The 12,833-nt window shown below is 55.4% G+C and carries 8 protein-coding genes; 7 read left to right on the top strand and 1 reads right to left on the bottom strand.

What is annotated here, in order from left to right:
* Positions 1–30: 30 nt before the first annotated feature.
* The 5 genes from iolD (at position 31) to NCTC9997_RS04360 (ending at position 8,420) form a co-directional block, all read left to right on the top strand.
* Entirely contained in the window at positions 31–1,965 is a 1,935-nt protein-coding gene (gene iolD / locus NCTC9997_RS04340; RefSeq protein ID WP_064977407.1) for a 3D-(3,5/4)-trihydroxycyclohexane-1,2-dione acylhydrolase (decyclizing), read from the top strand.
* Between the two features lie 748 nt (positions 1,966–2,713).
* Complete coding sequence (gene iolG / locus NCTC9997_RS04345) at positions 2,714–3,700, top strand: inositol 2-dehydrogenase (protein WP_010862169.1); 987 nt, start codon at positions 2,714–2,716, stop codon at positions 3,698–3,700.
* 131 nt (positions 3,701–3,831) lie between these two features.
* Positions 3,832–5,541 (top strand): solute:sodium symporter family transporter, encoded by a 1,710-nt coding sequence (locus NCTC9997_RS04350; protein WP_010862168.1) that lies wholly within the window; start codon positions 3,832–3,834, stop codon positions 5,539–5,541.
* 186 nt (positions 5,542–5,727) lie between these two features.
* Positions 5,728–7,593 carry a DUF294 nucleotidyltransferase-like domain-containing protein gene (locus NCTC9997_RS04355; protein WP_064977408.1) on the top strand — a complete coding sequence of 622 codons (1,866 nt, stop codon included), beginning with the start codon at positions 5,728–5,730 and terminating at the stop codon, positions 7,591–7,593.
* Positions 7,590–8,420 (top strand): exonuclease domain-containing protein, encoded by an 831-nt coding sequence (locus NCTC9997_RS04360; protein WP_064977409.1) that lies wholly within the window; start codon positions 7,590–7,592, stop codon positions 8,418–8,420. The genes NCTC9997_RS04355 and NCTC9997_RS04360 overlap by 4 nt, the downstream gene beginning before the upstream one ends.
* A gap of 21 nt (positions 8,421–8,441) precedes the next feature.
* On the opposite strand, the gene NCTC9997_RS04365 is transcribed toward NCTC9997_RS04360, so the two are convergent.
* Positions 8,442–9,338: a DMT family transporter gene (locus NCTC9997_RS04365; protein ID WP_064977410.1), complete on the bottom strand. Its 897-nt coding sequence runs from the start codon at positions 9,336–9,338 to the stop codon at positions 8,442–8,444.
* Between the two features lie 531 nt (positions 9,339–9,869).
* On the opposite strand from NCTC9997_RS04365, the gene NCTC9997_RS04370 reads away from it, so the two are divergent.
* Together NCTC9997_RS04370 and iolE are read left to right on the top strand one after the other, a co-directional pair.
* The gene (locus NCTC9997_RS04370; protein ID WP_064977411.1) at positions 9,870–11,780 is read left to right on the top strand and encodes a bifunctional 5-dehydro-2-deoxygluconokinase/5-dehydro-2-deoxyphosphogluconate aldolase; all 1,911 of its coding nucleotides are present in this window, start codon (positions 9,870–9,872) and stop codon (positions 11,778–11,780) included.
* A gap of 145 nt (positions 11,781–11,925) precedes the next feature.
* Positions 11,926–12,816 (top strand): myo-inosose-2 dehydratase, encoded by an 891-nt coding sequence (gene iolE / locus NCTC9997_RS04375; RefSeq protein WP_064977412.1) that lies wholly within the window; start codon positions 11,926–11,928, stop codon positions 12,814–12,816.
* Positions 12,817–12,833: the final 17 nt, after the last annotated feature.

Raw genomic sequence — 12,833 nt, forward strand, 5'->3', positions numbered from 1 at the left:
GACGGTAGCAGGGAATCTGGAGTTGTGGCTATGCGCACAGAGAGAATGACAACCGCACAGGCGCTGGTGAAATTTTTGAACCAGCAATATATCGACGTGGACGGCGTGGAAGAGAAGTTCGTACACGGGATCTTCACCATTTTCGGGCATGGTAACGTGCTGGGATTGGGGCAGGCGTTGGAGCAAGATGCCGGTGACTTACAGGTGTATCAAGGCTGCAATGAGCAAGGGATGGCGCACATCGCGCTCGGTTTTGCCAAACAGCACAAACGCCGTCGGATCTGTGCGGTTACCTCATCAGTAGGGCCGGGCGCGGCCAATATGGTGACGGCCGCCGCGACAGCCACCGCCAACCGCCTGCCGATTTTGTTACTGCCTGGCGATCTGTTTGCGACCCGCCAGCCTGATCCGGTGTTGCAGCAGGTGGAGCAGTATCATGATGCCTCGATCAGCACCAACGACTGTTTCCGTCCGGTATCGCGCTATTGGGATCGCGTTTCGCGCCCAGAGCAGCTGATGAGTGCGATGCTTAATGCCATGCGTGTGCTGACCGATCCGGCCGATACGGGCGCGGTTACGGTGTGTCTGCCGCAAGATGTGCAAGCCGAAGCCTATGATTTCCCCGATTCTTTCTTTCGCAAGCGCGTGCACCGTTTGGAGCGCCGCCCGCCAACCGCGGCGATGCTGGATGATGCCCTGACTTTATTGCTATCAAAGAAAAAACCGCTGTTGGTGTGCGGTGGTGGGGTGCGTTACTCGCAGGCGCATGAGGCGTTTCGCCGTTTCGCCGAGTGCTTTGGCATTCCGTTTGCGGAAACGCAAGCGGGTAAAGGGGCGATCCCTGCCGATCACCCGCTCAACTGTGGCGGGCTGGGTACCACCGGTTGTTTGGCGGCCAATACCTTGGCGGCAGAAGCGGATTTGATTATCGGGGTCGGAACCCGTTTCACTGATTTCACTACGGCATCAAAAAGCTTGTTCCGCCATCCACAGGTGGATTTTCTGACTATCAATATCGCGGCTTTTGATGCCATGAAGCTCGATGCGGTGCCGGTGGTAGCTGATGCGCGCGCTGCGCTGCAAGCGCTGCATGGCGTGTTAGCGCCAACCGGCTATCAGGCCGCTTATGGCAACGAGATTGCCCAAGCGAGAGCCGCGTGGGAGCAAGAGTGGCAACGCTTGGCTGCCATTGAGGTGGATGAGCAGTTTGTGCCGGAAGTGGCCGGTCAGCTCGATGATCGCCTGCCGGAGTATATGGATACCCTGCAAACCCATTTGACGCAAACCCGCGTGCTGGGGCTGTTAGACCAAGTCTTAGCACCGGATGCGATTGTGGTCGGCGCGGCCGGCTCGCTGCCAGGAGATTTGCAGCGCATGTGGCGACCGAAAGTGGCTGACACTTACCACATGGAGTACGGCTATTCGTGCATGGGTTATGAGATTGCCGCCGCGGTGGGCGCGAAGATCGCCGCTCCGCAGCAGCCGGTGTATGCTTTTGTCGGCGATGGCTCTTATCTGATGCTGCATTCTGAGCTGCAAACGGCAGTACAAGAGGGGATCAAAATTACCGTGCTGCTGTTTGATAACGCCGGTTTTGGTTGCATCAATAACCTGCAAATGGGGCAGGGAATGGGCAGTTTCGGCACCGAAAACCGGCATCGCGATCCCCGTACTGGCCAGATGAGTGGGCCACTTGTGAAGGTGGACTTTGCGGCCAACGCCGCCAGTTATGGCTGCGTGAGTTATCGAGTGCACAATGAAGCCGAATTGTTGGCTGCATTGGCCGATGCCGCGCAGCAAACCGCGCCGGTGCTGATAGATATCAAAGTGCTGCCCAAAACCATGACCCACGGTTACGCCGCCTGGTGGCGCACCGGCACGGCGCAGGTGGCGGATAATCCGGCCATTGTGGCGGCGGCCGAGGATATTCAGCAGGTGCTGCGTACGGTAGCGCGTCAATATTAATGCTTAAGTCATGGATTAATGCTTAAGTCATGGGTATAGGCCGGGCGCTGGGGCGACCGGCCATGGTGAGTGAGCCTGCGGAGTTAATCGCTCTGCTTTAGCTGTTCAGACGGCGTGCTGATTCGTGTGCGCTGGCCTGTTTCTGCTGTTCGGGGGCGTAGGCCCCCTTTTTTCGTTCCCTGCGCCTTGTTGTTCTTTGCGTTATTTTCTTTCTTTTATCTTATTCAATTGCCTTTATCGTCTTTTTCTATTCTCTTTGCTCCCTTTTTCTTGCCGCTACGCTTCGCGTGTCATTTGCTGCACTTGTATTTCGCATTCAGTAAAAATGGAACTTTCATTTCTTCAATTTTATGGTTGTATGGCTTAGCAGTTTCATCATGGTGGCGTGATCTTGCGCAGGGCGATGCTGCGGGACTCGAGCCGAATAGCGTCCAATCAGACTCGTAACACAATGTTTTTTATTGAATTAATTACGTTATGCGACCGCGCTGACATCGGTTCAGCGTGAATTGATGCAAACTGTTACCTCGCCAGCAAAAATAAAATATCCAATATAAATTAAATTGAAATAAACGTTTCGCGTGCTATGTTTTTAGCATACCAGCATGGATGCCGACACGAAGGGCTTGCGAGCAGGCCGATAGGGTGACCGGCGCTGGGACATAACAACAGAACAACAGCAGATGCCGCGCCCATGCGCTGACCTCTGCCTCTCTACCTTACGGATACACAGTATCAAGGAGTTGCTATGTACAATATCGCGTTATTCGGAGCTGGCCGCATCGGACAGGTCCATGCCGTGAACATTGCCGGACACAAGGAAACTTGCCTGTACTCGGTGATTGACCCGCACCAGGCCGGTGCTGAAGCGTTGGCGCACAAGTATGGCGCCAAAGTGCAGAGTGCCGAAGAGGCCATGGCCGATCCGAATGTGCAGGCAGTGATGATTGCCTCGGCCACCGATACCCATGCCGATTTGATTGAGCAAGCGGCGCGCGCCGGCAAGGCTATCTTCTGCGAAAAACCGGTGCATCTGGACTTGGCGCGGGTGCGCGATTGTCTGGCTACCGTACGTGAGTGCAATGTCCCGCTATTTATCGGCTTTAACCGCCGTTATGACCCGCAATTTCGTAAAGTGCGCGAAATGCTGAGCGCAGGCGCGATTGGCAAGGCGGAGTCTTTGGTGATCACCTCCCGTGACCCGTCGCCGCCGCCAGCCACCTATGTCAAAGTCTCCGGTGGGATGTTCCGCGATATGACCATCCATGACTTTGATATGGCGCGTTTCATCATGGGCGAAGACCCGGTTGCCGTGTACGCCAAAGGCAGCAATCTGGTGGATCCGGCCATCGGCGCTGCCGGTGATATTGATACTGCGTTTGTGGTGCTGACCTTCCCATCGGGCGCTATGGCGACGATCTCCAACAGCCGTCGCTCCGGTTATGGCTATGATCAGCGCATTGAGCTGCACGGTTCACAAGGCTTGCTGACGGCGAAAAATATCCACGAAAACGCCGTTGAGCAGTGGAGCGAAGCGGGCTGCGTAGCCGCTAAACCTGAACACTTCTTCTTGCAGCGTTATGCCGCCGCCTATCAGGCCGAGTGGGAGCATTTTGCCGATGTGTTGGCCGGTCGCGCCGAGCCACAATGCAGCGGCTATGATGGCGAACAAGCCCTGTATCTGGCGGACAAAGCGCTGGAATCCCTACGCAGCGGCAAAGAAGTTCAGCTGTAATTCCCTTATCTGTCAGGGGCGGCAACGCCCCTGCTGTCTGATCCGATTGTACCCCTCTTAGAGAGTGTCCGTGCCGCCTGTGGAAGGGGCGGTAACGTAAAACAGAAACGAAAGACACGGAGAAGCACACAATGTTAGCTTTTATTTCGTTTGTCGGTTTTACCCTGTTCGTGGCCGGATTTGCGTATTACAAAACCCATAATGCTCATCTGACCGATTCCGCCGAAGGCTATTTTCTGGGCGGACGTTCGCTGACCGGCATCTATATCGGCGGCTCTATGCTGCTGATGAACCTCTCCACCGAGCACTTGGTCGGCTTAAATGGCCTGTCATTTCGCACCGGTTTTATCGTTATGGCGTGGGAAGTGATGGCGGCGATGACCATTGTGTTATTCGCTATCGTATTCTTGCCGAAATACTTAAAACTGGGGATCTCAACCATTCCCGAATACCTTGAACGGCGCTTTGATAAGCAAACGCTGACCATCACTTCGATTTTATTCTTGGGGATGTACGTGATTTCGCTGCTGCCGATCGTGCTGTATACCGGGGCGATTGCGCTGGAAAGCCTGTTTCAAGTCTCGCATGTGTTCAGCGTGGATAAAACCACCGCGCTGTGGATCATGGTGTGGGGCGTGGGCGGTTTGGGCGCGATTTACGCGGTATTTGGCGGGATCAAAGCCATCGCGGTGGCCGATACCATCAACGGGGTGGGTTTGATCACCGGTGGTTTGATGGTAACGCTGTTTGCGCTGGCTTATGTTGGCGACGGCAACGTGTGGACTGGTATGGTTGAGGTGTACACCAATAACCCAGCCAAGTTTAACTCTATCGGTGCGGAAGATTCGCTGGTGCCGTTTTCCACCTTGTTCACCGGTCTTATCATCTCCAACATGTTTTTCTGGTGTACGAACCAGTCGATTGTGCAAAAAGCGCTGGGAGCCAAGAATCTGGCTGAAGGGCAAAAAGGGGTTCTGCTGTGCGCCTTTTTCAAACTGATGATCCCATCCATCATCATTTTGCCGGGCATTATCGCCTTCCATATTTTCCAAGGGCAGATTGATAATCCTGATAACGCGTACCCGAATCTGGTGCAACTGGTGCTGCCAGAAGTGTTGGTTGGGTTCTTCGCCGCAGTCGTGGTGGGGGCGGTATTCTCAACTTTCAGCGGCGGTTTGAACTCCTCGGTGACGTTGTTTACCGTCAACATCTTCAAAAAATCCCTCAAACCGGATGCGACCGAAGCGCAAACCGTGGCCGTGGGTAAATATCTGGGCTTAGGGCTGGCGCTGATTTCCATGATCGTGGCACCGCTGGTGGCGAATGCGCCAGATGGTTTGTTCTACCTGATCCAACAGCTGCAAGGTATTTTCAACGCGCCAATTCTGAGCGTGGTGTTGGTCGGTTTGCTGACCAAACGCGTACCGGCAATTGCCGCCAAGTTGGGTCTGCTGTTCGGCATGTCGGCCTATATCCTGTTTAACTTCGTGTTCAAGGTCGATATCCACTTCTTCCATCTGCTCGGCATTTTGTTTTTGCTGAACGTGGTATTCATGCTGCTGATTGGTCACTTCTTCCCGCAAGAGGCTTATCAAGAGGTGTACACCAAGCAGGTGGATATTCAGCCGTGGTCGCTGGTGCGTCCGGTGGCGGTGCTGATCACCTTGGGTTCAGTGTCTATGTACGTGTTCTTGGCGCAAAACGTACCGGGCTGGTTGATGGCGGTGTATTACACCTTCGCGGTGGCAGCGCTGGGTTATGTGTTCTGGGGCATTGGGCGCGAGCTGTTTGGTATGCAGCGTAATCAGCCAATGGTGCCAGAGTTGGAGGATGAGGCTTAATTGCGAGCCCACAATTTGGGGATGCCGAGTATTGGCCAACCTAAGTTGAGTGTCATCACGCCCCTGCGCTATCGCTTTGACGTCGCGCGGGGGCGTTGCTATTTGGCGTGCCTTGGCTAGCGAGAGTCAGGGGATGTTCAGAGTACAAGATAAAAAATGACAAGATCAAAAAGGAGCATTCCGGTGATGGATGAGTCGTTGCTGCCCAATATCTGCCTGTTTTTATCACAAATCGACCCGTTTGATGCTTTGCCAGACGCAGTGCGCGCCGAGCTGGCAGCGCAGATTGATATTTCGTACTGGGTGCAGGGGGAAACGCTACCGGCCACATTATTGGTGGGACAAGGGCTGTATCTAGTGCGAAGCGGCGCGGTCGAGCAGCGCCATCCTGATCGCACCTTGCGCGCCCGTCTGGGCAGTGGCGATTTGTTCGGATTTAGTCAGCTAGAGCGCGAGGGCGACAGTGCCTACAGCGTGACCGCATTGGAAAATACCTTGCTGTACCGCATCCCCAAAGCGGTGCTGTATCAGGTGATGACTGACAACCCGGCGTTGCAGCACCATTTTGCTACCGCCGAGCATCAGCGTCTGGCCGGCGGCCAGACACGTACCAGCCTCACCGACGATGATTTGCTGTACCTCAAGCCGGTGGCCGAGATGGTCAATCGCGATATGGCCGTAGTGACGCCGCACTCCTCGATTAGCGCCGCCGCGCGCGAGATGGTGCGCTGTCATCGCTCCTCGGCGTTGGTGATGGACGATGAACGGCTGCTCGGCATCATCACCGATCGCGACTTGACCAAACGGGTGGTCGCCGAGGGACGCGACCTCAGCGGCCCAGTGGCCGAGGTGATGACGGTGTCGCCGTGCACCATTGATGCCCGTGAACCGCTGCTGCGCGCCGTGGAGCTGATGATGCAGCATAACGTGCGCAGCTTGCCGGTGGTGGATCTGGGCAAGGTGTGCGGCGTACTGACCGCCACCAGTTTGGTCAGCAAAAGTCGGGTGCAGGCGGTGTTTCTGATCAGCCGTATTTATCGGCAAGAGTCCGTCACAGCCCTACGGGCGCTGGGCGTGCAGCGCCAAGCGATTTTTGAAGCGCTGGTGGAAAATGGCGCTCATGTGCGCACCATTCAACAGATGATGACCCTGATTGCTGATGCCTTTAATAAGCGTTTACTGCAATTGGCCGAGCGCGAGCTGGGCGCGCCGCCGTGCGACTATGCGTGGATGGTGGCCGGCTCTCAGGCGCGCCAAGAGATGCATCCGCTCTCGGATCAAGACAATGCCATTATCACCGGTCGGCCGGTCAGCGGCGAAGAGAAAGAGTATTTTCGCCGACTGGCGGAGTGGGTTTGCTATGCGCTGGCCGAGTGCGGTTATCCACTGTGCCCGGGGCATATGATGGCGTCAAATCCGCAGTGGTGTACCGATATTCGTACTTGGGAAGGCTATTACCGGCACTGGGTGCGAGAGCCTGAAGCTGAGGCGCTATTGAATGTCAGCGTATTTCTCGATTTGCGGGCGCTGTATGGCTCAACGGCGCTGGTCGAGCGTTTGCAGCGCTATCTGTATGCCGAAACGGCGGCCAATCGACGCTTTATTGCGGTGCTGGTGGCCAATTCGCTGAGGATCACCCCGCCGCTCGGCATGTTTCGCCAGTTTGTGTTGGCGCGCGATGGCGAAAATCGCAGCGTGCTGCACATTAAAAAGCAGGCGGTGAACCTGATTGTCGAATTAGCCCGTATTTATGCTTTAGCCGGTGATTGCCGTGCCACCGATACTGACAGTCGTCTCAGTGGCGCGGTGCAAGCCGGTATTATTAGCGAAGGCAGTCGGCGTGAGCTGTGTGAGGCGTTTTATTTTATCAATCAGGTACGTTTTACCCATCAGCGACAAGCCATGTTGCAAGGTCGCCGCCCTGCCAATAGCGTTTCGCCCGCGGATTTAACCCAATTTGAGCGCAACCATTTGAAAGACGCGTTTCGGATCATTGCACGTACCCAAGAAGCGGCAATGCAGCGTTTTCATGCGCAGGGGATTTTGCGATGAGCATATTTAGCGCCTTGCGCCATTTTCGCCGCGATCCCCTGTCGCGCTTGGCCTTACGACGTGAGCACTTCCTTACATTGCAGGCAGTGCAGCCTTTAGTTCATCAGTTTTTGTTGCCACCATTGCCCGCCAGCGATGTCGACCCGTGGTCGTTGGATATGCTGGTGTTGGATATGGAAACCACGGGGCTAGATGCGCAGCAAGACAGCGTATTATCTCTCGGGATGGTGCCGATCCGTGCTGGCATGGTGCAGCTGGGCCAATCACAACACCTGTATTTGGATGCCTGTGCGCAGGTGCGCGCCGATACCGCTGTGATTAACCACATCTTGCCGCAAACCCTGCAACAAGGGATGAGCGCCTCACAGGCGTTGATGCACCTGTTCACTGTGTTAGCCGGTCAGAATACCGCTCGTGCTATGGCCGATGTTGAGTGCGGAGTTAGGGGCGAGGTTCAACCGCATGGCGCAATGCGTACAGAGCCTGCGCATGCTGGTTTTCCCATTTTAGTTGCGCATGGCGCGGCCATTGAACAGCAGTTTTTGCAGCAGTGGGTGAGTACCTGCTTCGGCCTACAGGCGGAGTTACCGCTGCTGTGGCTCGATACTTTGGCTCTGGAACGCTCGCTGGTAAGCAATCGACATTCTGCTCGGCGAGATTATCGACTCAGTGAGATTCGCCGCAGTTACGGATTGCCCGCTTATCTGGCGCACAATGCCCTAGCCGATGCCGTCGCGACGGGGGAATTGCTGTTGGTACAGATGAAACACATCTTTGCCGGTCGGCGTCCGCAACTGGGTGAGCTGTATCGGCGTAGTCTGTCGTGACGCGTTAAGGTAAGCGGGTACTCACGTACCCAGCTTGAGCAGCAAGATCCCCGCTAAGATAGTCAGGCCAGCTAACAGTCGCCGCCGCTGTAGCGGCTCGCCGAGCCACACAACCGAAAGCAGTAGCGCGAACAGCACGCTGCTTTCACGTAGGGCCGCGACTAAGCCAATCGGAGCCTGACTCATCGCCCAAATTACGATCCCGTAAGCGATAAGTGACAGCGCACCGCCAATGGCACTGCGCACCAACACTCGACGCCCCGGTCGCCACCAATGTACACCGGCATAGCGGCGTAGTAAGAATGGCGTGAGCAACGCAGTTAAGGAAAACAGCCACAGCGCATAGCGGATCGGCATGTCACCGGCTCGAGCTCCCATGCCATCAGCCAGCGAATAGCCGGTGGTGCACAAGGCGGTCGCGCCGATGGTGGCCATTAAGCGCACTCGGCTTACTGTTGGGGCTTGAACTGCGGTGGTTTGCGGCGTGCCCGCTATCGGTGACACAGCGCGCACCGCGCTGGCTCGCGCCATCAATAAAATGCCGCCAATCAGCACTACTGCGCCTAGCGCCGCCGTTTCGGGGGGCCATTCCCCGAGCAGCACTGCACCGGCCAGCAGGGTGAGTAACGGTGCGCTACCGCGTGCGAGAGGATAAATCTGGCCGAAATCCCCCAATTGGTAGGCTTTGCCTAAAAATAAGAGATAACCGGTGTGCATCAGGAGTGACAGCATCAGCCAAGGTAATTCCGCCGCGTGTGGCAAGCCGACCCATGGCAGTGGCAACAGGGCAAATACCCCCGAAAACAGGGCGACCCACTGTACCCCGGTTTGTCCTTGTGGATGACGTTTGGCCAGCGCGTTCCATAGTGCATGTAAAAAAGCGGCCAGCAAAATTGCGGCAAATACGCTACCGGTCACGTCATTCTATCCCTATGAATTAAAAATTTATTTTACTGATTTCGTGCTAGGCAGAATGCGAACTATCTCATGTCCTGCTGTCTCTTATTCTGCAGTGTTGTTGCCCGCAGTTTGCCTTGACTCGCTGAGCACTTAACCTGCCGTTTCATGCATTTCATTTCATCCGCGGGGTTCTCTCTTTTTCCCTCTTACTCCTTATTTTTCTTTTTCTCTTACTTTGGCTCTGCGTGTTAAGTGAGCTGTCTATTGGGTTCGTTGCATAGTGAATTGATCTGACGCGATGGGGGATGAGTGCGGTGTTGTGACTTCTGGCGAAACAAAAGTTCCTGTCTGATCACATGTTGAAATTTTAAGTTCAAAAATCATTGTTAGTGAAATAAATATTCCGTATCGTGATTGGTATGAAATGCCGGAGCGGGGAGCTAGCTTGGGTGAGCACCAAGGAGCATTCGGCGAAAATCATCCGGCAAGAGTAAGCGCAGCCTGCACTTTTGCTGTTTACCCAGCGGGTAATGGAGAATGGAGTCAGTCATGAACAGTGAAAAAAAGTTTGATCTGATTTGTATGGGGCGAGTGGCGGTAGATTTGTACGGCCGGCAGATTGGCTCTCGTCTGGAAGACATGGGTAGCTTCGCCAAATATCTCGGCGGTTCATCTGGCAACGTTGCCTTTGGCACCGCGCGCTTGGGGTTGCGCTCTTCCATGCTGGCGCGGGTGGGAGATGAACACATGGGCCGTTTCCTGCGTGAAGAGTTAAACCGCGCAGGATGTGATACCAGCCATCTGATCACTGACCATGAACACCTGACTGCTTTAGTGCTGCTGGGCATTAAAGACCAAGAGACTTTCCCGCTGATTTTCTACCGTGAAAATTGTGCCGATATGGCGATTACCCGTGCCGATGTGGATGAAAACTACATCGCTTCTGCACGTTGTTTGGCGATCACCGGCACCCACCTGTCACACCCGAAAACTCGCGATGCCGTACTGACTGCGCTGCACTATGCCCGCCGTCACGGCGTACAAACCGCTATTGATCTGGATTACCGCCCGGTACTGTGGGGGCTGACATCCTTGGGGGATGGTGAAACCCGTTTCATCGCCGATGAGCAAGTCACCGCGCAGCTGCAAGAGGTGTTGGGGCTGTTTGACTTAATTGTCGGCACCGAGGAGGAGTTCCACATTGCCGGTGGCTCAACCGATACCATCGCTGCCTTGCGTAAGGTGCGTGAGTTGACCGGCGCGGTACTGGTGTGCAAGCGCGGTCCGCTCGGCTGTTCGGTCTTTACCGATGCTATTCCGGCGACGTTGGATGAGGGGATCACCGTACAGGGTGTGCGCGTGGCGGTACTGAATGTGTTGGGCGCGGGCGATGCCTTTATGTCAGGTTTGCTGCGCGGTTATTTGCGTGGTGAGAGCTGGGAGCAAGCGTGCGCCTATGCCAATGCTTGTGGCGCATTGGTGGTGTCGCGCCACGGCTGTGCGCCAGCGATGCCAACCGCTGAAGAGTTAGACGACTATTTAAGCCGCGCCGCAGAAGTGCCGCGTCCGGATTTGGATGAGCGTCTTAATCACTTGCACCGCGTGACCACGCGTGCTCAGCGCTGGGATGAGCTGTGCGTGATGGCCTTCGATCATCGCAGTCAGTTTGTCGATATGGCGCGTGAGGCCGGAGCGCCGCTCAGCCGTATTTCGCAGCTGAAATCGCTGATCTATGCCGCCAGCCGTCGCAGTGCTGAGATGGCTGGGCTACAAGGGCAGGCGGGGTTATTGTGCGATAGCACCTACGGTCAGGATGTGCTCAATGATGTTACCGGTCGCGGCTGGTGGATTGGCCGACCGATTGAGCTGCCAGGGTCACGTCCGCTGGCGTTGGAGCACGGCGATATTGGCTCTCAGCTGGTGAGCTGGCCGCTAGAGCACGTGGTGAAGTGTCTGGTGTTCTTCCATCCCGAAGACCAACCACAATTGCGCCGCGAACAAGAGTGTATGGTCAGCGAAGTGTATAACGCCTGTTGCCAAAGCGGCCATGAGCTGCTGTTGGAAGTGATTTTACCGGCCAACATGCCGCGCACCGATGATCTGTATCTGCGCGCCGTACAGCGCTTTTATAACCTTGGCATCAAACCAGATTGGTGGAAGTTACCGCCGCTGCAGGCTGAAAGTTGGCAGACGTTGGATGCCTTGATTGCCGAGCGCGATCCACATTGTCGCGGTGTGGTGCTGCTTGGCTTGGATGCGCCAGAAAGTGAGCTGGCCGCCGGATTTGCCGCCTCGGCAGCGTCCAGCCGCGTGAAAGGATTTGCCGTGGGCCGCACCTTGTTTGGACAGCCGTCACGGGATTGGCTGGCCGGCAACATTGATGATGACACCCTAATTGCGCGGATCAGTGATAACTATTTGCGTCTGATTGCCTTGTGGCGGCAGCGCAAAGCGCAGTGATTTGCCTCTGAAGAGCTCATCACTTGGGCTTTTCAGAAGATTGGATCAGAAAACCATTATTGAGCTTGTTACGGAAATCAGGATTTAAAACATCAAACCTACATTGATTCGATACCGGAACCGTCTTATCTCAAGGAGCACGATCATGACCGTACAACTGGGCATTAACCCGCTGACCTGGACCAATGACGACCTGCCTTCTCTGGGGGCGGAAACCCCGCTAGAAACCTGCCTGAGCGAAGGTAAACTGGCTGGTTTCGAAGGCTTTGAACTCGGCAACAAGTTCCCGCGCCAAGCCAGTTTGCTGGGCCCGATTTTGGCGCGTCACCAACTGAAACTGGTGTCTGGCTGGTACTCCGGTGAACTGCTGACGCGCAGTGTGGAGGAGGAAATTGCCGCAGTGCAAGATCACCTGACTTTACTGCGCGAGCTCGGTGCCAACGTGATGGTGTTCTGTGAAGTGACGGATTGTATTCACGGTAAGCAGCAAGTGCCGGTCAATCAGCGTCCGCATTTCCCTGCCGAGCGCTGGGCGGAATATGGTGCCAAACTGACCGAGTTTGCCCGCTATACCCAAAGTCAGGGGGTGCAGATTGCCTATCACCATCACATGGGCACCATGATTGAAACTGAGCAGGATATCGATCTGCTGATGCAGCATACCGGTGAGGAAGTGGGATTGCTGCTGGATACCGGTCACCTGACTTTTGCTGGGGTTGATCCGGTAGCCGTGGCGGCGCGCTGGGCAAAACGCATCAACCACGTGCACTGTAAAGATGTGCGCCCAGCGGTCTTGGCCGAAGTGAAGAACAAAAAAATGAGCTTCCTCAATGCGGTACTGGCCGGTGTTTATACCGTACCGGGTGATGGTTGTGTGGACTATCCGGCGGTATTCCGTGAGCTTAAGCGGGTAAATTACCAAGGCTGGTTGGTGGTGGAAGCGGAGCAAGATCCAGCGATTGCCCATCCGCTGACTTACGCGCGCCTTGGCTATAACAATTTACATCGCTTTGCCGAGGATGCCGGCTTGCTGTAAGGGTCACCTAAGCGCTC

The organism is Plesiomonas shigelloides (assembly GCF_900087055.1).
GTDB classification, from domain to species: Bacteria; Pseudomonadota; Gammaproteobacteria; order Enterobacterales; family CAMTGL01; genus Plesiomonas; species Plesiomonas shigelloides.

What these genes read in the sequence shown, in the direction of transcription:
- NCTC9997_RS04360 (WP_064977409.1), top strand. Translation starts at nt 7,590, where the DNA reads ATGAGCATATTTAGCGCCTTGCGCCATTTTCGCCGCGATCCCCTGTCG.
- NCTC9997_RS04355 (WP_064977408.1), top strand. Translation starts at nt 5,728, where the DNA reads ATGGATGAGTCGTTGCTGCCCAATATCTGCCTGTTTTTATCACAAATC.
- iolE (WP_064977412.1), top strand. Translation starts at nt 11,926, where the DNA reads ATGACCGTACAACTGGGCATTAACCCGCTGACCTGGACCAATGACGAC.
- iolG (WP_010862169.1), top strand. Translation starts at nt 2,714, where the DNA reads ATGTACAATATCGCGTTATTCGGAGCTGGCCGCATCGGACAGGTCCAT.
- NCTC9997_RS04370 (WP_064977411.1), top strand. Translation starts at nt 9,870, where the DNA reads ATGAACAGTGAAAAAAAGTTTGATCTGATTTGTATGGGGCGAGTGGCG.
- NCTC9997_RS04350 (WP_010862168.1), top strand. Translation starts at nt 3,832, where the DNA reads ATGTTAGCTTTTATTTCGTTTGTCGGTTTTACCCTGTTCGTGGCCGGA.
- iolD (WP_064977407.1), top strand. Translation starts at nt 31, where the DNA reads ATGCGCACAGAGAGAATGACAACCGCACAGGCGCTGGTGAAATTTTTG.